Genomic DNA, 17,025 nt, shown 5'->3' with positions numbered 1-17,025 from the left:
CATAAGAAAAGAGGCCCACCTGAGTGGACCTCTTATCAATGCATTAGCTATAAGCTACTCAGCGTCAGCAGCCTCAGTAGCCTCTGTCTCAGAAGCCTCTACCTCGGTGGTCTCAGTCTCAGAAGTTTCTGCCTCAACAGCCTCATCCTTGGTGGCGTCTGCCTCAGGCTCTGCTGCAGGCTCCTCTACCTTTTTCACAGGCTGAGCAATCTTCTTTACGCTTGCTGCAGGCTTTGCAGCCTTCTTGGAAGCTACAGGCTCGTTCACAAGCTCAATGATAACAACCTCAGCGTTGTCACCCTTGCGAGCGCCCAGCTTCATAATGCGGGTGTAACCACCATTGCGGTCTGCCCACAAGCCCTGAGCTGCCTTATCAAAGACCTCAGAAACCAGAGCTGCATCACCAATTTTAGCAATGGCATTACGGCGAGCAGCAAGGTCGCCTCTCTTAGCCCAGGTAATTACGCGATCAACATCAGGGCGAATAGCCTTGGCGCGCTCCTGTGTAGTCTTAATGCGGTCATTAGCCAGCAAAGCGCAAACCAGGCTCTTCTTAATGGCCTTGGTGTGGCTTGCGTTGGTACCAAGCTTCATGCCGCGCTTTTTGTTGTGCCTCATTCTTACTACTCCTCTAAGCGTGTAAGTGGCGGGGTTTAAGCTTTAAGGCCAAGACCCATCGATTCGAGCTTATCCTTAACCTCTTCGATGGACTTGACGCCGAAGTTACGGATGTTGAGAAGATCGTTCTCGGAGAACTCAACAAGCTGACGTACAGAATGAATTGCTGCACGCTTGAGGCAGTTATAAGAACGTACGGAAAGATCCAAGTCCTCAATCTGCTTATCAAGATCGCTGTTGTCGTCCGTCTCTTCGGCTGCAAAGATGGACTGCTCTTCGGGCTCCTCGGTCTGCTCAGCAAGAGCCATAAAGGCGCTCATATGCTGATTGATAATGTTAGAGGCCTCAACAACAGCATCGCGAGGTGCGATGGAGCCATCGGTCTCTACCTCGAGGATAAGACGATCGTAGTCCGTGTGCTGGCCAACGCGGCAAGGCTCTACAGCCTTAGCGCAGCGACGCACAGGAGAGAAACGAGAATCAATGTGAATGATGCCGATAGGATCGGAATCACGCTTGTTGTCCTCGCCACTCACGTAACCACGGCCAGTGCCAATGCGCAAAGACATTGACAGGTGAGCACCCTCGCCAAGGTGGCAAATCACGTGCTCAGGGTTGATAAGATTAAACTCTGCTGGTACAGAGAAATCGCCACCGGTAACTGTTGCAGGACCATCAATGTTAATGGATGCCTCAGCCTCATCGCCTGTTCCCATTGCCTGGAAGACAAGCTCTTTTACGTTCAAAACGATATCGGTAACGTCTTCATAGGCGCCCTCTACCGAAGTGAACTCATGCTGAACGCCATCAATCCTGATTGCCTCAACAGCCGCACCTTCCAGTGAGGAAAGAAGAACGCGACGCAGGGAGTTACCCAAGGTGTCACCATAACCACGCTCCAAAGGCTCAACAATGACGCGTGAAATGGTGTCGCTAATCTCCTCAACAGAGACGGTAGGGCGGATGAATTCGGACATGTATACCTCCAACCAGAGCTGGACTACTTGGAGTAGAGCTCGACGATGAGCTGAGCGTCGATGTCGAGATCAATCTGATCACGAGTGGGAAGCTGCAGTACATTGCCCTGGAGCTTCTCAATATCAACCTCAAGCCAGGCGGGTACAGCCATGTGCTCGGTGGAAATCAAAGCCTCCTTGATAGGAAGCAAATCCTTGGCCTTAGCAGCTACGGCAACAACGTCGCCAGCCTTTACGCGATAGGAAGGAATGTCAACACGATGACCGTTTACGGTAATGTGACCGTGACGTACCGTCTGACGCGCCTCCTTACGAGTGCGTGCAAAACCAAGACGGAAGACAACATTATCAAGACGACTCTCAAGAATCGTCATCAGGTTGTCACCAGTAATGCCCTCGATCTTAATAGCCTTGGCATAGTAGCCACGGAATTGCTTCTCGAGAACACCGTAAATGAATTTAGCCTTTTGCTTCTCGCGCAGCTGACGGCCGTACTCGGACTCGTTGCGGCGCGTACGCTTAGGCGTACGATTGGACTTCTTATTGATGCCCATAACGATGGGATCAATATCAAGAGACCTGCACCTCTTCAGAACAGGCGTCCTATCCACTGCCATGTTAGTGATCCTTCCTTACTACACGCGACGACGCTTGCACGGACGGCAACCGTTGTGCGGAATGGGGGTCTTGTCCTGAATGCTCGAAACCTCAAGGCCAGCAGCCTGGAGGGAACGAATGGCGGTCTCACGACCAGAGCCGGGGCCCTTTACGAACACGGAAACCTTGTGCAGGCCGTGCTCCATAGCTGCCTTGGCACATGCCTCTGCTGCCATCTGTGCAGCAAAAGGAGTGGACTTACGAGAGCCCTTAAAGCCAACGGTACCAGCGGACTGCCATGCGATTACGTTACCCTGAGGGTCAGTAATCGAAATAATTGTGTTGTTAAAAGTGCTCTTGATGTGAGCCTGTCCAACAGCAATGTTCTTACGCTCAGAGCGCTTTACGCGGGTGCGAGCGTTCTTCTTTTGTGTAGCCATTGTCTAGTCTCCCTACTTCTTCTTGCCGCCGACCTGACGACGCTTACCCTTACGGGTACGAGCGTTCGTGTGGGTGCGCTGACCATGGACAGGAAGACCCTTACGATGACGAAGGCCACGGTAGCAGCCAATCTCCATCAAGCGGGCTACGTTCTGACGAACCTCACGACGAAGGTCACCCTCGACGGTGTAGTTAGCGTCGATGGCGTCACGAAGCCTTGTTACTTCGTCCTCAGTAAGATCTCGTACATGAGTATCTGGATTTACTCCAGCAGCTTCACAAACTTTAGAAGCGCTGGTGCGGCCAATGCCGTAGATATAAGTTAGACCGATCTCGACACGCTTTTCGCGTGGGAGGTCAACACCGTTAATACGGGCCAACTTCGTGCTCCTCTCTTAGCCCTGGCGCTGCTTATGGCGCGGGTTCTCGCAAATCACGTATACCTTACCGTGACGGCGAATGACTTTGCACTTATCGCACATCTTTTTAACGGAAGGACGTACCTTCATTTTAGTTCCTCTCGATAGTTCTATTACGAACCCTCGTGCTATGGTGGCTGATCAGGTGGAGCTGATCATGCGCTATCTACTCGCCCAGCCGCAGGCGTGAATAACCGTTTGTGTCCACAGGGGACAAGACGCTTACCTACTTGTAACGGTATGTAATGCGTCCACGAGTCAAATCGTAGGGAGAAATCTCCACTACAACCTTGTCACCAGGAAGAATGCGAATGTAGTTCATTCGGATCTTACCCGAGATGGTGCACAGGATGGTGCTTCCATTTTCGAGCTCAACCTTGAACATCGCATTGGGCAGTGGCTCAAGTACTTTCCCCTCAAGCTCGATTGCGTCCTGTTTGCTCACTGGTGTATACCTCTCCTCGCACAATATCGGCGATTAGACATCATACCTAAACTGCAGGCATTTTGACCAATCGTCACTAATTGAACACAGATTTTAAAGTTGCCCACCATAGAGGGAGCACCAAGCGCCCTTATCGTCGGCAGAAACTACTACGGGACCGTCTTCGGTAATTGCCACGGTATTCTCGTAATGTGCAGCCAAAGAACGATCAACCGTAGAGACGGTCCAACCGTTAGGGGCTACCTCAACAACGGGGCTTCCGTAGGTAATCATGGGCTCGATGGCAATTACCATGCCAACCTGCAGGCGAACGCCACGACCGCGCTTGCCGTAGTTGGGAACATTTGGCTCCTCGTGCATATCACGACCAACGCCATGACCCACATACTCACGCAACACGCCAAAGCCGTTCTTCTCGGCAAGCTCTTGGCAAGCGTTACCGATATCTCCCAGGTGATTGCCAGGGAGTGCCTGCGCAATTGCTGCCTTAAGGCAATCGCGAGTTACCTCACACAAGGCCTTTGCTTCACGAGAAGGCTCGCCAACAAAGAAAGTCCAGGCATTATCGCCCGCCCAACCGTTGACCGTTGCTCCCGTATCAATAGAAATGATGTCACCTTCCGAAAGGCGAACGTCAGCAGAAGGAATGCCATGGACTACTTGCTCATTGATGCTTGCGCAAATAGAGCCTGGAAAGCCGCCGTATCCCTTAAAGGTTGGGGTGCCGCCGTGCATGCGAATGATGCTTTCCGCAATTTGATCAAGCTCAAGCGTGCTCACGCCCGGCTTGATTGCAGCGCCAACGCGGCGGAGCGCCATCTTAGACAGCGCTCCAGAGACTTTCATTTCTTCGATCTGCTGCAGTGTTTTGATAATAATCATAAACCGAGCTGATCCTTTACATCCGAGTAAACAACATCGACAGGACGATCGCCGTCAACCTTATTGAGTAAACCGCGCTCTTGATAGTACGCTATGAGTGGCAAGGTCTGCTCCTCATAGACAGCAAGACGCTGCCTAATGGTCTGGGGCTTATCGTCATCACGCTGATACATTTCTCCGTCGCAGCGAGGACAGGCATGATCTGCAGCGGTACCGGTATATCCGCATACTTTACAGGTGCGACGCCCGCTCAAGCGCTCGACAATAACATCGGCAGCTACATCTACCAACAAGGCAGCGTCAATAGCCTTGTCCATAGCTTCCAATGCAGCGTCAAGAGCAAGTGCCTGAGCAGTATTGCGAGGGAAACCGTCCAGGATAAAGCCTTTTTGTGCATCTTGTGCACTAAGGCGCTCTTTGACCAAGTCAATAATAAGCTCATCGGGTACCAAGGTACCTGCGTCCATAAATGACTTAGCTTTTACACCCAAGGGGCTTTGAGCTTTAACGGCGGCACGAAGCATGTCACCCGTGGAGATGTGTGCTACTCCAAACTCAGCCACCAGCTTTTGTGCCTGGGTTCCCTTTCCTGCGCCAGGAGCGCCGAGCAATACGATGTTCATCTGCGTCACCCTTCTTTACTTAAAGAAGCCTTCGTAGTTGTGCATCTTTAACTGTGCCTCAAGCTGAGAGATGGTGTCCATTGCAACACCAACCATAATCAGGATTGAGGTACCACCAAACGTCCTAATAAGCGCATTGGACGTAAAGGTAAATGCAATAGAAGGAACGACTGCGATAAGTGCCATAAAGATAGCACCAGGCAGCGTAATGTGATCAAGTGTGCTCTTGATATACGCAGCGGTTGCGGCACCGGGGCGTACGCCAGGAATAAAGCCACCCTGCTTCTTAAGATTGTCTGCTGTCTCCTCTGGATTAAATACCATGGAAGTATAGAAGTACGCAAAGAAGACGATCAGCAAAACAGAAAGAGTCCAGTTTATCCAGCCTGCGGATACCGCATTAGCCATGTTTTTAATCCAAGCTACACCTGGGAAGAACACAGCAATCTGTGCAGGGAAGTACAGAATTGCAGAAGCAAAGATGATGGGTACAACGCCTGCCGTATTTACCTTAATGGGCAAATAGGTAGACTGACCACCCATAATCCTGCGACCCACAACGCGCTTTGCATACTGGATGGGAATACGACGCTGTCCACGCTCGATATATACAATGAACGGAATAACGATCGCAATGACCAATACCGTAAGCGCTGCATACAAAAGGCCTTTATCGGACGCACGAACGGTACCCTGAATTGCTGAAGGCAGGCCACTCATAATGTTGGTAAAGATGATCAAAGACATACCATTACCAATGCCGCGCTGAGTGATAACCTCACCAAGCCACATGATCATAATGGCACCGGTAACCATGGTTACCACAACCACAATGTCCATGATAAGCTCGGGCGCGCCACTGTTTGCAAAGTTGATACCAAAAGCGGGACTCTTGAACAAGAACAGGTAGCCAACAGCACTGATAAACGCAAGTACAATCGTAATATAGCGGTTATACTGTGTGATCTTGCGCTGGCCGGACTCGCCCTCTTTAGCAAGTTCGCTCAAGGAAGGAACAACGGTCTGCATCATCTGCATGATAATTTCTGCAGTGATGTAGGGCATGATGCCTAAGCTAAACAGCGAAACACGAGAGAGTGCGCCGCCTGAAAACAGGTCGAGCACCGAAATAAAGCTTGCATTAGAAGCCGCATTCTTATACGCAGCAAGCATGCCTGCAAGGGGAATGCCCGGTACAGGAATGTGCGAGCCAATCCTGTACAGGAACAAAATACCCAACGTAAGCAAAATCTTGCCACGGAGCTCTTTGATGTGAAATGCGTTGGCGATTCCCTTTAGCACGGGAGATCAACCTTTCCTCCAGCCGCTTCAATCTTAGCTTGAGCAGAAGCGGAAACCTTATCCACCTTGACGGTAAGCTTCTTAGTAATCTCGCCGTCACCGAGGACCTTAACGGGAACAAGCTCAGACTTGATTACGCCCTTCTCTACCAAGGCGGCACCGTCAACCGTGTCACCATCGGAGAAAAGACCATCGAGACGAGATACGTTTACAGCAGCGTACTCGACACGATTGATGTTGCGGAAACCAGGAAGCTTAGGAAGGCGCATAGCCAAAGGCTGCTGACCACCCTCAAAGCCTGAACCCTTACCGCCACCAGCGCGGGAAAGCTGACCGTTTTGACCGCGGCCAGCGGTGGTGCCATAACCAGAGGAGTTACCGCGACCCACACGCTTGCGGGCCTTCTTTGCACCCTCTGCAGGACGAAGATCGTTGAGTTGCATAGTGGCTAACTCCTAGTTCTCTTCTACAGTCACGAGGTGCTTGACCTTAAAGATCATGCCTCGGACACTGGGGTTATCGGGAAGTACGGCTACGTCGTTAATCTTACGAAGGCCCATTGCACGGCATGTTGCCGTCTGGTCCTTCTTTACAGAAGCTACGGCGCTACGAACGAGCGTAACCTTAAGAGTCTTGTCTGCCATTATTAGTTCTCCTTACCGACGAACATCTCGCCGACGGTCAGGCCACGACGCTCAGCGGTCTGCTCGGGGCTCTCAAGCTCCTTGAGACCCTCTGCGGCTGCTTTAATCATGTTAAGTGCGTTATTAGTGCCAAGAGAGTTTGCAAGTACGTTGGTGATACCAGCAAGCTCAAAGAGAGGACGTACAGGACCGCCGGCAATAACGCCGGTACCCTCTACTGCAGGCTGAATAAGAACGCGGCCTGCGCCATAGTGGCCCTCTACTGCATGAGGTACGGAACCAGACTCGGTAATGGGTACCTTAAACATGTTCTTCTTAGCATCGTCAACTGCCTTCTGAATTGCCAGAGGCACCTCAGCGGAACGACCTGAACCAAGACCTACGTTGCCCTTGCCATCGCCTACGACTACGAGTGCGACTAAAGACATACGACGGCCGCCCTTAACGGTCTTGGAAACGCGGCGGATGAATACTACGCGCTCCTGAAGATCAGTCTCTTGCTGGCGCTTACGATCACGTGCCATCTAAATTCCTCCTAGAACTTCAGGCCCGCGTTGCGGGCGCCATCTGCGAGTGCCTTGACACGACCATGGTAGACACGGCCACCACGATCAAACGTAACCTCAGTTACGCCCTTCTCGACAGCGCGCTTTGCAACGAGCTCGCCTACAAATGTGGCAGCATCAATGTTAGAAGCTACCTTGCCGGTTGCCTTGAACTCAGGGTCGAGCGTGGAGGCAGCACAGATGGTGTTGGCAGCGACATCGTCGATTACCTGTGCATAAATGTTGGCATTGGTGCGGTGTACGCTCAAGCGAGGACGCTCGGGAGTACCCGAAATCTTGGCACGAACACGGCGCTGACGGCGCTTAAGTCCGAGCTGCTTTGCCTTAAACTTGTTCATTAACACTCCTTTTTATGCCGGCACCTAACGGGGTGACGGTCTTTTTTATTCGCAAGGCGAGGTTACTTAGCAGCCTTACCCAGCTTACGACGGATGTGCTCACCAACATAGTGGATACCCTTGCCCTTGTAAGGCTCTGGAGCGCGCTTGGCACGAATCTCAGCTGCAACTTGGCCAACCTGCTCCTTAGAGATGCCCTTTACGTTAATGTGAGTGTTATCGGGTACCTCAAAGCTAATGCCTTCAGGTGCAGGATACGGTACGGGATGAGAATAGCCCAAGGAAAGCTCAAGGTCCTTGCCCTTCAGAGCGGCACGGTAACCAACACCGGTAAGCTCAAGCTGCTTCTCAAAACCAGCGGAAACGCCAATAACCATGTTGTTGATAAGCGTACGTACAAGACCCTGCTGTGCGTTGGACTCGGTGGAATCATCTACGCGTGAAACCAAAATCTCTTCGCCCTCCTGAGCAATGTTAACTAGCTCAGAGAAGGTACGTGTAAGCTCGCCCTTGGAGCCCTTTACGCTTACCTTTGAACCATCTACTGTCACGGTGACTCCAGAAGGAATCTGGACAGGCTTTTTACCGATACGAGACACGGTGTCTCCTTTCCTAATTCCTTAGAGTCTTACCAGATATAAGCGATGACCTCGCCGCCAACGCCCTTCTTGCGTGCGTCACGGTCACACATCATGCCCTTAGAGGTAGAGATAACTGCGGTACCAAGACCACCCAATACACGGGGCAGATCCTGCGCTGCAGAGTAAATGCGCAGACCAGGCTTTGAGATACGACGGATGCCCTTGATGGTCTTAGCGCGACGCTGACCATACTTCAAGGTAATGGTCAAGGTCTTCTGGGGCTTGGTGTCCTCTACGACATAGCCCTCTACGTAGCCCTCTTCGCTAATAACACGAGCAATCTCAACGAGAACCTTGGTGGAAGGCATGGATACGCTTGCCTTACCAGCAGAGTTCGCATTGCGGATGCGCGTAAGCATATCAGCAATAGGATCGGTAACGTTCATGTAGTTTTCTCCTTTGTTAGAGATGAATTTCCATGTTTGGTTCGCTTAAACCCGTGGTAAAAGCGCCTTTACATGGCTGCTTCCTTAAGCAAGCAGCTGCTTACCAGCTGGCCTTTTTTACGCCAGGAAGCTCGCCCTTGCTTGCAAGCTCACGGAAGCACACACGGCACAGACCAAACTTGCGATACACGGAGTGGGGACGACCACAACGCTGGCAACGGTTCTGGGTGCGCGTAGAGTACTTCGGCTCACGCAAAGCCTTGACGATCATCGATGTCTTAGCCACAAATCCTCCTTCATAAAGCCGTCTTGGTGGATACCAAGGCGCGACTTACCAAAATAATAAATGCCTTAGTCCTTCTTAAAGGGGAAGTTAAAGGCGGCGAGAAGAGCCTTGCCCTCTTCGTTTGTATGAGCAGTGGTAACGATAGTGATATCCATGCCACGCGTGTGATCCATCTTATCAAAATCAATCTCAGGGAAGATAAGCTGCTCGGTTACGCCCATGGAAAAATTACCACGGCCGTCAAAGCTCTTATCGGAAATACCGCGGAAGTCGCGGATACGAGGAATTGCAACAGAGATCAAACGATCGAGGAACTCCCACATGCGGTCACCGCGAAGCGTGACCTTAGCGCCAATGGGCATACCGGCGCGCAGGTGGAAGGTTGCAATAGACTTACGAGCGCGGGTAACGATGGGCTGCTGACCAGTAATAACACGAAGGTCTGCTACAGCACCGTCAATTGCCTTAGCGTCGGTTGCAGCTTCACCCACACCCATGTTAACCACGATCTTCTCAAACTTAGGGATCATGTTTACGTTGGTGTAACCAAACTGCTTTTGGAGCTCGTCACGAACGGTGGCGAAGTACTGCTCCTTAAGGCGAGGGACTACTTTGTCCTTCTGATCTGCCATGTTGTCTCCTTAACTCATGGTGGCTTATGCGCGGGGACCACCTCGCACCCCTTTGTTTGGCATGCAAAGGGCCATAGCACGCCCACTTTGCATAGACATGCACCGATACAGTCTAGTGATTTGAATCGCACAATGCCACTATTTCGTGGATTATCTCGATATTTTCACACCTTGTCTGCACAGGCATGGCTACCGTGACTTGATGAGGGTGCCTGATATACCAAAAGACCCCATCCAGATGGATGAGGTCTTGTAAGTTATCAAAAAAATCAAGCGTGTGCTTAGATTTCCTCACCGGAACGCTTTGCATAGCGAACCTTAGTGCCATCCTCGGATACACGCACACCTACACGGGTAGGCTTGCCATCCTTGGGATCAATGAGGGCAACATTGGAAGCATCGATAGGAGCCTCCATGGATACGATGCCGCCCTGCTGGTTTGTTTGGTTGGGACGCATAGCCTTCTTGATGATGGCAACGCCCTCTACAACAACCTTGTTCTCAGAGGGAAGCGCACGCAAAACCTTGCCCTGCTTGCCCTTATCCTTACCGGAGAGAACTACTACGAGGTCGTCCTTCTTAATTTTCATGTTCGCTCCCTTGCCTACAGCGTCTCAGGTGCGAGAGAGACGATCTTCATGTACTTGCGGTCACGCAGCTCACGAGCCACTGGCCCGAAGATACGGGTACCGATAGGATTGCCATCCTTGTTGATTACAACGCATGCGTTCTGATCAAAACGGATGTAGCTACCGTCCTTACGACGGGTCTCCTTAACGGTACGAACGATAACGCAACGTACGATATCGCCCTTCTTTACATTGCCACCAGGGGTGGCCTCCTGAACAGCACCAATGACGACGTCGCCAATGCCGGCGTAACGACGCTTGGAACCACCCAGAATCTTGATGCACTTCACGCGTCGCGCGCCGGAGTTATCGGCAACTGCGAGCATGGTCTCCATTTGAATCATCAGATCCTCCGAACATATCCTGCCAGAGGTGTGCCCATCGAGCGGCACACATGGCATGGAGTGGAATACTTAAAGATCGTGCTTACTTGGCCTTCTCAACGACCTCAACGACACGCCACCTCTTGGTCTTAGACAGAGGACGAGTCTCCATAACGCGAACGGTGTCGCCCAAACCAGCAACGCCCTTCTCATCATGGCAGTGAAGCTTCTTGGTGATGGTCATCATCTTGCCGTACTTGGGATGACGCTTGCGATCCACAATCTGGATGGTCACGGTCTTCTCGCCAGAGATAGACGTAACGACGCCAGTGCGGAGCTTGCGCGAATTCCTGGATTCGATATCGCTCATATTTTATCTCCTGCGATCTACTTAGACTGTGCTGCAATTTGACGAGCACGCATCTCTGTTTGGACGCGCGCAATGTCACGCTTAACGAGGGTTACACGCGCCGTGTTATCCAACTGGCTGGTAGCCATCTGGAAGCGGAGGTTAAACAGCTCAGCACGGCCGTCCTCAAGCTTTTGAGCAAGCTCTTCATCAGAGAGCTCGCGGAGTTCAGTCGATTTCATGATTACTTATCCTCCCCGTCCTGATCGGCGCGGGTAACAATCTTGGTCTTAATAGGAAGTTTGTGCTGCGCAAGACGCAAAGCCTCACGAGCAACGTCGTCAGCAACGCCAGTGATCTCAAACATGATACGACCAGGCTTTACTACGGCTACCCACTCTTCGGGATTACCCTTACCCTTACCCATGCGGGTCTCGGCAGGCTTCTTAGAGATTGGCTTGTCGGGGAAGATGGTGATCCAGACCTTACCACCACGGCGCATGCGACGGGTGATAGCAATACGAGCAGCCTCGATCTGACGGTTGGTGATCCAGTGGGCTTCCTCAGCACGGATACCATAGGTACCAAAGTTGAGCTTGGTGCCGCCCTTGGCAACACCCTTCATGGAGCCACGCTGAACCTTGCGGTGCAGTACGCGCTTAGGAGCTAGCATTATTTGCTCCTCCTTTCGCCACGACGGCGAGGACGGCTGGTGCCTTCAAGTGCAGGATTAGGTGCAGGCTGACCAGGAAGCTTCTCGCCAAGATAAATCCAAACCTTTACACCACAAGCACCCATGGTGGTGCGAGCAGTGCTGGTGCCGTAGTCGATCTTTGCGCGCAGGGTGTGCAGAGGTACGCGACCCTCGCGGTACCACTCACGACGACCCATCTCGGCGCCACCAAGACGACCAGAGCACTGAATACGAATGCCCTTTGCGCCGGCCTTGCGAGCAGACTGAACAGCCTTACGCATAGCACGACGGAAAGCAATACGCTGCTCAAGCTGCTCAGCAATGGACTGAGCAACGAGGTTTGCGTCGAGCTCAGGACGCTTTACCTCTACAACGTCTACGGTAACCTGGCCCTTCTCGGCCTTGCAGAGCTTCTCGAGATCAGCGCGAAGCACATCGATCTCGGAACCCTTCTTACCAATGACAATACCAGGACGAGCGGTAAAGATAGCGATCTTTACCTTATCTCCGGCACGCTCGACCTCCACGCGGGAGAGAGCAGCACGAGCGAGACGCTTCTCGAGAAAACGACGGATCTCGAGGTCGTTACCGAGGTTCTTAGCATACTCTTTGCTTCCTGCAAACCAGCGGGAACGCCAGTTCTCGGTAATACCAAGACGGAAGCCAGTAGGTTGAACTTTCTGACCCATGCTCTTATGCCTCCTTTCGTGGAGCGACAACTACAGTAATGTGACTCGTGCGCTTGTTGATGCGTGAAGCGGAGCCCTTAGCACGAGGACGAATGCGCTTAAGCGTAGGACCCTCGTCTACGAAGGCAGCCTTAACAACGAGGTTCTCGCGACGAAGACCATTGTTATTCTCGGCATTTGCAATTGCAGAGCGCAGTACCTTCTCTACATCAACGGAAACGGCGCGCTCGGTAAAAGCGAGCTTCTCCAAAGCGCGATCGACGGACAGATTGCGAATCGTACCAACGACGAGACGAGCCTTACGGGGAGCAACGCGGACGTACTTGGCGGTTGCGCGAACCTCCTGAGAGGCGGTGTTGTTTGCCATTTGTCGTTACCTCCCCTACTTAACCTTGTGGCCGCGGAATGTGCGGCTTGGTGCGAACTCACCCAATTTGTGACCAACCATAGACTCGGTCACGTATACGGGAACATGCTTACGACCATCGTGAACAGCAATGGTATGACCAACCATCTCGGGGAAGATGGTAGAGGAACGCGACCAGGTCTTGATTACGTCCTTGGTGCCAGCCTCGTTTTGTGCAGCAACACGCGCAAGGAGGCGAGTCTCCACAAACGGGCCCTTCTTGAGACTTCTGCTCATTTAATATCTCCTACTACTCGTGTTTACTTCGTCTTACGACGACGAATAATCAGACGGTTAGAAGCCTTCTTCGGGTCACGTGTCTTAGCACCCTTGGATGGCTTGCCCCAAGGAGATACAGAAGGACGACCAGAAGTGTGGTTCTTGCCCTCGCCGCCGCCGTGGGGGTGATCAACGGGGTTCATGACCGTACCACGTACGGTAGGACGAATGCCGCGCCAACGACTACGGCCAGCTTTACCGCCCGTAATGTTGGAGTGATCCGCATTGCCAACCTCGCCGATGGTTGCACGGCAGGTAAGCAGCACGCGACGAAGCTCAGAGGAAGGCATACGAAGTACTGCGTAGCCATTATCCTTACCCATGAGCTGAATGGAGGTACCAGCGGAGCGTGCAATTGCAGCGCCCTTACCAGGCTGGAACTCTACAGCGTGTACCAAGGTACCTACTGGAATGTCAGACAAAGGCAGGCAGTTGCCAGGCTTGATGTCTGCACCAGTGCCGGAAATGACGGTATCACCTACGTTGAGGCCCTTGGGTGCAAGAATGTATGCCTTTGCGCCGTCTACATAGTGAAGCAGTGCAATGCGAGCAGAACGATTAGGATCGTACTCGATGGTGGCAACCTTAGCAGGAATGCCATCCTTGTTGCGCTTAAAATCAATGATGCGGTACTGACGCTTGTGGCCGCCGCCCTGGTGACGGGTGGTAATGCGACCATTGTTGTTGCGACCTGCATGCTTAGAGAGCGGGGCGAGAAGGGACTTCTCTGGCTTATCCGTCGTAATCTCGGCAAAATCCGAAATTGTCTGGAAGCGACGGCCCGCGCTTGTGGGCTTAAGGTGCTTAACTCCCATAAAACTTTCCCTTTCTTTATCCGTTAGCCACTTCGTTTAAGGGATTGAGGCTTTCGCCTCGAGCGAAGTAACACCGGATTACCACGGTGCCGAGCGTATCCATATAACGCACGACACATTACGTATGCCCCCACGTTTGTGGGGGCCTTACTACCAAACTTACGCTTCGGCTACCTGCTGGTTGCCAAAAATCTCAATGGAATCACCCTCGGCAAGGGTAACGATTGCCTTTTTCCAGCTGCGAGTTTTGCCGGTAACGTAGCGAACACGCTTGTTCTTAGGCTTTACTGACATGGTGTTGACCTTTACAACGCGAACGTTGAAAAGCTTCTCCACGGCATCAGCAATCTCTTCCTTAGCAGCATTTTGTGCTACCTCAAAGGTGTACTTATGCTGGCTCATAAGGTCAAAAGAACGCTCAGAAATGACAGGGCGAATGATTACGTTATATGCAGAGTTCATTATGCGAGCACCTCCTCGAAGTGCTTAGCAACATCAACACTCATGATAAGTGCCTTGTTGTCGATGAGAGATGCTGCCGTTGCCTCAGAGGCACCAATTACCGTGACCTTCTCGACATTACGGAAGGACAAGAAGGTGTTTATGTCCTCGTCAGAAACAACAACGGTAACACGCTTGCCCGCAAGCTCAAGGCTCTTAAGCAGAGCAACAGCCTGCTTGGTAGAGGGTGCATCAAAGTTGAGGCTGTCCACTACTACGAGCTCGGCGTCCGCAAGCTTGCCAGAAAGTACGGAACGCAGTGCGAGCTTTACTTCCTTAGCGTTAGTACGACGTGCGTGAGAGCGAGGGGTAGGTCCGAAGACAACGCCACCGCCAGCCCACTGTGGAGCACGGATGGTACCCTGACGAGCACGACCGGTGCCCTTCTGACGCCAAGGCTTAACGCCGCCGCCAGAAACAGCAGAACGATTCTTGGTTGCGTGAGTGCCCTGACGCATAGAAGCAGCCTGGCATACCACAACCTGGTGTACTACAGGGATGTTTGGCTCAATGCCATAAACGTCAGAGGAAAGTTCGACTGTGTCTACAGCCTTCCCCTCAGCGTTTTTGATTTCGATCTTAGACATCATGTTCTCCTTGTTAGCCTAAAGACTTGGTACTGTGTGGCCTTAGGCCATGCGGATAGAGACGATAGCGTTCTTACCGCCAGGGACAGCACCCTTTACGAGCATGATGTTCTGCTCGGCGTCAACCTGAACCAGCTTAAGGTTCTTAACGGTTACACGCTCGTCGCCCATGTGACCTGCCATGTGGAGGCCCTTACGGACGCGTGCAGGATATGCACACTGGCCAATAGAACCGGGCTTGCGCTGGTTACGAGAACCGTGAGTCATAGGTCCACGGTGGAAGTTCCAACGCTTGATGGTGCCCTGGAAGCCCTTACCCTTGGAAGTGCCGGTAACGTCTACAGAAGCAACCTCAGCAAAATCGGCTACAGAAATCACGTCACCGGTGTTGAACTGAGAACCATCCTCAACGCGAACCTCACGCAGCGTGCGCATGGGCTCAACGCCAGCCTTGGCAAAATGACCTGCCATAGGCTTATTTACCTGCTTGGACTTGATGTCACCAAAGCCAATCTGTACAGCATCATAGCCGTCTGTTGCTTTGGTCTTGACCTGCGAAATAACGCAGGGGCCTGCCTGGATTACGGTTACAGGTACGACATTGTCATTCTCGTCAAATACCTGCGTCATCCCAAGCTTGCGGCCGAGAATCGTGCTGACCATACTAATCCTTACCTTCGGTGGTCATAGGACCTACAGAGCGCACCCTACGCTCTTCCCCAGCGGACCACAACCTGTGTGATTGCACCCACAAGGCCTATAAACCCTATAGGTGCAGCCTAACTATTGTAGACGCATTTTTATGACTTCACAATGTCTACGTATAAATAGCTTGGCATCTACCTGCGGCTTACATATCCACGTAGTCGGGCGTATCTATAAGATTTACCTACATGCTTACTTGCTCGCTTTAAGCTCCTTGAACAAAAGATAGCTCGCAATCGCAAAGACCACTGATGCCGCTAGCAGCAGATAATAACCGATGCCATACGACAAAAAGATGCCCATACCTGAATTACCAACAACAGAGTTGGTATGGAAGATATTGATAAGGCCTACTGCAGCGGTAGCGCCACTACACACCGCACCTGCCTTATCCTTGCGAAGGTTATACAAAACAAACGTAACAACTGCCCCAAGGATGATCAAAAAGCCATCGCCGCTCTGGATGAGAGAAACACTGCGCGAAGCACGCATAAAGCTCGTAAAGCTTGCGGTGAAATAGGGCATTATACAGCCAAGCACGCTGCCGATAACCCCTATGAGTATGCAGATAGTAAGCTTTGTTTTAGGCTCTTCAAATACGCGGTAGCGCTTCTTTGAAATGTTTTCTGCAACCTGCTGGACGCCCTTCTCGGCAGAATTGAACATCTGACCCATAGAAGCTTTTGCCTCTGATACCGAATCTTTCTCCGGCTCCTTTGCTGGGTTAGCGGGTCCTTTTGTAGCAGCAGAGGCTGATACAGCATGAAGCGCCGAACCACAACTGGTACAAAACTTTGCATCATCAGAATTTTGAGCGCCGCATTGTGAACAATACATAGGTACTCCTTATAGATGGGCTATACAACAAGAGCCCCTGGTTTCCCAAGGGCTCTTAGCACGTAACACCTGCTTACTAAGCTGGTTGCTTAGAGCTTAATCTGAATGTCTACGCCTGCTGGCAAATCAAGACGCATAAGCGAATCGACTGTAGAGGACGTAGGCTCGAGAATGTCGATGAGACGCTTGTGAGTACGCATCTCAAACTGCTCACGGCTGTCCTTATCCTTGTGGGGTGAGCGAATCACGGTGTAGAGATTGCGCTCGGTGGGCAGAGGAATGGGGCCGGAAACGCGAGCACCAGTCTTCTGTGCGGTATCAACGATAAGCTTCGAGGACTGATCTACTACCTCGTGATCGTAGCCCTTGAGGCGAATCCTAATCTTCTGACTTGACACTTTAAGTACCTCCATC

At 51.9% G+C, this 17,025-nt stretch carries 32 protein-coding genes; all 32 read right to left on the bottom strand.

All coding sequences use genetic code 11. The annotated features are described in order from the left end of the window. Positions 1-54: 54 nt before the first annotated feature. The 32 genes from rplQ to rpsJ all read right to left on the bottom strand — a co-directional run bounded on the left by rplQ (position 55) and on the right by rpsJ (position 17,009). Complete coding sequence (rplQ, locus tag HMPREF1091_RS02145; protein WP_002563188.1) at positions 55-618, bottom strand: 50S ribosomal protein L17; 564 nt, start codon at positions 616-618, stop codon at positions 55-57. A gap of 35 nt (positions 619-653) precedes the next feature. Then, complete coding sequence (locus HMPREF1091_RS02140) at positions 654-1,595, bottom strand: DNA-directed RNA polymerase subunit alpha (protein ID WP_002563187.1); 942 nt, start codon at positions 1,593-1,595, stop codon at positions 654-656. Between the two features lie 23 nt (positions 1,596-1,618). Next, positions 1,619-2,212, bottom strand: coding sequence for a 30S ribosomal protein S4 (rpsD, locus tag HMPREF1091_RS02135; RefSeq protein ID WP_002563186.1), 594 nt, complete (start codon positions 2,210-2,212; stop codon positions 1,619-1,621). 18 nt (positions 2,213-2,230) lie between these two features. Then, positions 2,231-2,632 (bottom strand): 30S ribosomal protein S11, encoded by a 402-nt coding sequence (rpsK, locus tag HMPREF1091_RS02130; RefSeq protein ID WP_002563185.1) that lies wholly within the window; start codon positions 2,630-2,632, stop codon positions 2,231-2,233. Positions 2,633-2,644: 12 nt separating this feature from the next. Further along, the gene (gene rpsM, locus HMPREF1091_RS02125; RefSeq protein ID WP_002563184.1) at positions 2,645-3,013 is read right to left on the bottom strand and encodes a 30S ribosomal protein S13; all 369 of its coding nucleotides are present in this window, start codon (positions 3,011-3,013) and stop codon (positions 2,645-2,647) included. 15 nt (positions 3,014-3,028) lie between these two features. After that, the gene (gene rpmJ, locus HMPREF1091_RS02120; protein WP_002563183.1) at positions 3,029-3,142 is read right to left on the bottom strand and encodes a 50S ribosomal protein L36; all 114 of its coding nucleotides are present in this window, start codon (positions 3,140-3,142) and stop codon (positions 3,029-3,031) included. Between the two features lie 136 nt (positions 3,143-3,278). Further along, positions 3,279-3,497 (bottom strand): translation initiation factor IF-1, encoded by a 219-nt coding sequence (infA, locus tag HMPREF1091_RS02115; protein ID WP_002563182.1) that lies wholly within the window; start codon positions 3,495-3,497, stop codon positions 3,279-3,281. 93 nt (positions 3,498-3,590) lie between these two features. Beyond that, positions 3,591-4,379: a type I methionyl aminopeptidase gene (gene map / locus HMPREF1091_RS02110; protein ID WP_002563181.1), complete on the bottom strand. Its 789-nt coding sequence runs from the start codon at positions 4,377-4,379 to the stop codon at positions 3,591-3,593. Then, on the bottom strand, positions 4,376-5,002 hold the full coding sequence (locus HMPREF1091_RS02105) for an adenylate kinase (RefSeq protein ID WP_002563180.1): 627 nt from the start codon (positions 5,000-5,002) through the stop codon (positions 4,376-4,378). Before HMPREF1091_RS02105 ends, map begins: the two co-directional genes overlap by 4 nt. Before the next feature lie 15 nt (positions 5,003-5,017). Beyond that, entirely contained in the window at positions 5,018-6,304 is a 1,287-nt protein-coding gene (gene secY / locus HMPREF1091_RS02100; protein WP_002563179.1) for a preprotein translocase subunit SecY, read from the bottom strand. Further along, a complete protein-coding gene (rplO, locus tag HMPREF1091_RS02095; protein ID WP_002563178.1) occupies positions 6,298-6,747 on the bottom strand; it encodes a 50S ribosomal protein L15 in 450 nt (149 codons plus the stop codon). Before rplO ends, secY begins: the two co-directional genes overlap by 7 nt. Before the next feature lie 12 nt (positions 6,748-6,759). Beyond that, positions 6,760-6,948, bottom strand: coding sequence for a 50S ribosomal protein L30 (rpmD, locus tag HMPREF1091_RS02090; protein WP_002563177.1), 189 nt, complete (start codon positions 6,946-6,948; stop codon positions 6,760-6,762). A 2-nt stretch (positions 6,949-6,950) separates the two neighbouring features. Further along, on the bottom strand, positions 6,951-7,472 hold the full coding sequence (gene rpsE, locus HMPREF1091_RS02085) for a 30S ribosomal protein S5 (RefSeq protein ID WP_002563176.1): 522 nt from the start codon (positions 7,470-7,472) through the stop codon (positions 6,951-6,953). A gap of 11 nt (positions 7,473-7,483) precedes the next feature. Further along, a complete protein-coding gene (gene rplR / locus HMPREF1091_RS02080) occupies positions 7,484-7,852 on the bottom strand; it encodes a 50S ribosomal protein L18 (protein ID WP_002563175.1) in 369 nt (122 codons plus the stop codon). 62 nt (positions 7,853-7,914) lie between these two features. Further along, positions 7,915-8,451, bottom strand: coding sequence for a 50S ribosomal protein L6 (rplF, locus tag HMPREF1091_RS02075; protein ID WP_002563174.1), 537 nt, complete (start codon positions 8,449-8,451; stop codon positions 7,915-7,917). A gap of 29 nt (positions 8,452-8,480) precedes the next feature. Then, the gene (gene rpsH, locus HMPREF1091_RS02070; protein ID WP_002563173.1) at positions 8,481-8,879 is read right to left on the bottom strand and encodes a 30S ribosomal protein S8; all 399 of its coding nucleotides are present in this window, start codon (positions 8,877-8,879) and stop codon (positions 8,481-8,483) included. 100 nt (positions 8,880-8,979) lie between these two features. Continuing rightward, on the bottom strand, positions 8,980-9,165 hold the full coding sequence (locus HMPREF1091_RS02065; protein WP_002563172.1) for a type Z 30S ribosomal protein S14: 186 nt from the start codon (positions 9,163-9,165) through the stop codon (positions 8,980-8,982). Between the two features lie 65 nt (positions 9,166-9,230). Then, entirely contained in the window at positions 9,231-9,797 is a 567-nt protein-coding gene (rplE, locus tag HMPREF1091_RS02060) for a 50S ribosomal protein L5 (RefSeq protein ID WP_002563171.1), read from the bottom strand. Positions 9,798-10,078: 281 nt separating this feature from the next. Further along, positions 10,079-10,387, bottom strand: coding sequence for a 50S ribosomal protein L24 (gene rplX / locus HMPREF1091_RS02055; RefSeq protein WP_002563170.1), 309 nt, complete (start codon positions 10,385-10,387; stop codon positions 10,079-10,081). A 14-nt stretch (positions 10,388-10,401) separates the two neighbouring features. After that, entirely contained in the window at positions 10,402-10,770 is a 369-nt protein-coding gene (gene rplN / locus HMPREF1091_RS02050; RefSeq protein ID WP_002563169.1) for a 50S ribosomal protein L14, read from the bottom strand. Positions 10,771-10,852: 82 nt separating this feature from the next. After that, positions 10,853-11,119: a 30S ribosomal protein S17 gene (gene rpsQ, locus HMPREF1091_RS02045; protein ID WP_002563168.1), complete on the bottom strand. Its 267-nt coding sequence runs from the start codon at positions 11,117-11,119 to the stop codon at positions 10,853-10,855. 17 nt (positions 11,120-11,136) lie between these two features. Next, entirely contained in the window at positions 11,137-11,340 is a 204-nt protein-coding gene (gene rpmC, locus HMPREF1091_RS02040; protein WP_002563167.1) for a 50S ribosomal protein L29, read from the bottom strand. Between the two features lie 2 nt (positions 11,341-11,342). Further along, positions 11,343-11,771 (bottom strand): 50S ribosomal protein L16, encoded by a 429-nt coding sequence (rplP, locus tag HMPREF1091_RS02035; RefSeq protein ID WP_002563166.1) that lies wholly within the window; start codon positions 11,769-11,771, stop codon positions 11,343-11,345. Further along, a complete protein-coding gene (gene rpsC / locus HMPREF1091_RS02030; protein ID WP_002563165.1) occupies positions 11,771-12,481 on the bottom strand; it encodes a 30S ribosomal protein S3 in 711 nt (236 codons plus the stop codon). The genes rplP and rpsC overlap by 1 nt, the downstream gene beginning before the upstream one ends. Positions 12,482-12,485: 4 nt before the next feature. Further along, entirely contained in the window at positions 12,486-12,848 is a 363-nt protein-coding gene (rplV, locus tag HMPREF1091_RS02025) for a 50S ribosomal protein L22 (protein WP_002563164.1), read from the bottom strand. Positions 12,849-12,863: 15 nt separating this feature from the next. After that, positions 12,864-13,124, bottom strand: a complete 261-nt coding sequence (gene rpsS / locus HMPREF1091_RS02020) for a 30S ribosomal protein S19 (RefSeq protein WP_002563163.1) — start codon at positions 13,122-13,124, stop codon at positions 12,864-12,866. A 23-nt stretch (positions 13,125-13,147) separates the two neighbouring features. Continuing rightward, positions 13,148-13,981, bottom strand: a complete 834-nt coding sequence (gene rplB / locus HMPREF1091_RS02015; protein ID WP_002563162.1) for a 50S ribosomal protein L2 — start codon at positions 13,979-13,981, stop codon at positions 13,148-13,150. 159 nt (positions 13,982-14,140) lie between these two features. Then, entirely contained in the window at positions 14,141-14,443 is a 303-nt protein-coding gene (rplW, locus tag HMPREF1091_RS02010) for a 50S ribosomal protein L23 (protein ID WP_002563161.1), read from the bottom strand. Further along, on the bottom strand, positions 14,443-15,069 hold the full coding sequence (gene rplD / locus HMPREF1091_RS02005; RefSeq protein WP_002563160.1) for a 50S ribosomal protein L4: 627 nt from the start codon (positions 15,067-15,069) through the stop codon (positions 14,443-14,445). The genes rplW and rplD overlap by 1 nt, the downstream gene beginning before the upstream one ends. 42 nt (positions 15,070-15,111) lie before the next feature. Continuing rightward, a complete protein-coding gene (gene rplC, locus HMPREF1091_RS02000) occupies positions 15,112-15,732 on the bottom strand; it encodes a 50S ribosomal protein L3 (protein ID WP_002563159.1) in 621 nt (206 codons plus the stop codon). Between the two features lie 234 nt (positions 15,733-15,966). Continuing rightward, a complete protein-coding gene (locus tag HMPREF1091_RS01995; RefSeq protein ID WP_002563158.1) occupies positions 15,967-16,611 on the bottom strand; it encodes a zinc ribbon domain-containing protein in 645 nt (214 codons plus the stop codon). An 89-nt stretch (positions 16,612-16,700) separates the two neighbouring features. Further along, the gene (gene rpsJ, locus HMPREF1091_RS01990; RefSeq protein WP_002563157.1) at positions 16,701-17,009 is read right to left on the bottom strand and encodes a 30S ribosomal protein S10; all 309 of its coding nucleotides are present in this window, start codon (positions 17,007-17,009) and stop codon (positions 16,701-16,703) included. Positions 17,010-17,025: the final 16 nt, after the last annotated feature.

It is taken from the genome of Atopobium minutum 10063974, from assembly GCF_000364325.1.
In the GTDB taxonomy this organism is placed as follows: Bacteria; Actinomycetota; Coriobacteriia; order Coriobacteriales; family Atopobiaceae; genus Atopobium; species Atopobium minutum.
The sequence above is the reverse complement of the archived record's forward strand: the minus strand, read 5'-3'. Positions and strand labels throughout refer to the sequence as shown.

Bases quoted from the DNA above. Each gene is read 5' to 3' on its own strand.
- rplC (WP_002563159.1), bottom strand. From the start codon at position 15,732: ATGGTCAGCACGATTCTCGGCCGCAAGCTTGGGATGACGCAGGTATTT.
- rpmD (WP_002563177.1), bottom strand. From the start codon at position 6,948: ATGGCAGACAAGACTCTTAAGGTTACGCTCGTTCGTAGCGCCGTAGCT.
- rplR (WP_002563175.1), bottom strand. From the start codon at position 7,852: ATGAACAAGTTTAAGGCAAAGCAGCTCGGACTTAAGCGCCGTCAGCGC.
- rplQ (WP_002563188.1), bottom strand. From the start codon at position 618: ATGAGGCACAACAAAAAGCGCGGCATGAAGCTTGGTACCAACGCAAGC.
- rpsD (WP_002563186.1), bottom strand. From the start codon at position 2,212: ATGGCAGTGGATAGGACGCCTGTTCTGAAGAGGTGCAGGTCTCTTGAT.
- rplB (WP_002563162.1), bottom strand. From the start codon at position 13,981: ATGGGAGTTAAGCACCTTAAGCCCACAAGCGCGGGCCGTCGCTTCCAG.
- rplP (WP_002563166.1), bottom strand. From the start codon at position 11,771: ATGCTAGCTCCTAAGCGCGTACTGCACCGCAAGGTTCAGCGTGGCTCC.
- rpmC (WP_002563167.1), bottom strand. From the start codon at position 11,340: ATGAAATCGACTGAACTCCGCGAGCTCTCTGATGAAGAGCTTGCTCAA.
- map (WP_002563181.1), bottom strand. From the start codon at position 4,379: ATGATTATTATCAAAACACTGCAGCAGATCGAAGAAATGAAAGTCTCT.
- rplN (WP_002563169.1), bottom strand. From the start codon at position 10,770: ATGATTCAAATGGAGACCATGCTCGCAGTTGCCGATAACTCCGGCGCG.
- rplX (WP_002563170.1), bottom strand. From the start codon at position 10,387: ATGAAAATTAAGAAGGACGACCTCGTAGTAGTTCTCTCCGGTAAGGAT.
- rpsE (WP_002563176.1), bottom strand. From the start codon at position 7,472: ATGGCACGTGATCGTAAGCGCCAGCAAGAGACTGATCTTCAGGAGCGC.
- HMPREF1091_RS01995 (WP_002563158.1), bottom strand. From the start codon at position 16,611: ATGTATTGTTCACAATGCGGCGCTCAAAATTCTGATGATGCAAAGTTT.
- rplD (WP_002563160.1), bottom strand. From the start codon at position 15,069: ATGTCTAAGATCGAAATCAAAAACGCTGAGGGGAAGGCTGTAGACACA.
- rpmJ (WP_002563183.1), bottom strand. From the start codon at position 3,142: ATGAAGGTACGTCCTTCCGTTAAAAAGATGTGCGATAAGTGCAAAGTC.
- rplE (WP_002563171.1), bottom strand. From the start codon at position 9,797: ATGGCAGATCAGAAGGACAAAGTAGTCCCTCGCCTTAAGGAGCAGTAC.
- HMPREF1091_RS02105 (WP_002563180.1), bottom strand. From the start codon at position 5,002: ATGAACATCGTATTGCTCGGCGCTCCTGGCGCAGGAAAGGGAACCCAG.
- rpsQ (WP_002563168.1), bottom strand. From the start codon at position 11,119: ATGAGCGATATCGAATCCAGGAATTCGCGCAAGCTCCGCACTGGCGTC.
- rplO (WP_002563178.1), bottom strand. From the start codon at position 6,747: ATGCAACTCAACGATCTTCGTCCTGCAGAGGGTGCAAAGAAGGCCCGC.
- rpsS (WP_002563163.1), bottom strand. From the start codon at position 13,124: ATGAGCAGAAGTCTCAAGAAGGGCCCGTTTGTGGAGACTCGCCTCCTT.
- rpsK (WP_002563185.1), bottom strand. From the start codon at position 2,632: ATGGCTACACAAAAGAAGAACGCTCGCACCCGCGTAAAGCGCTCTGAG.
- rplW (WP_002563161.1), bottom strand. From the start codon at position 14,443: ATGAACTCTGCATATAACGTAATCATTCGCCCTGTCATTTCTGAGCGT.
- HMPREF1091_RS02140 (WP_002563187.1), bottom strand. From the start codon at position 1,595: ATGTCCGAATTCATCCGCCCTACCGTCTCTGTTGAGGAGATTAGCGAC.
- rpsC (WP_002563165.1), bottom strand. From the start codon at position 12,481: ATGGGTCAGAAAGTTCAACCTACTGGCTTCCGTCTTGGTATTACCGAG.
- rpsH (WP_002563173.1), bottom strand. From the start codon at position 8,879: ATGAACGTTACCGATCCTATTGCTGATATGCTTACGCGCATCCGCAAT.
- rplV (WP_002563164.1), bottom strand. From the start codon at position 12,848: ATGGCAAACAACACCGCCTCTCAGGAGGTTCGCGCAACCGCCAAGTAC.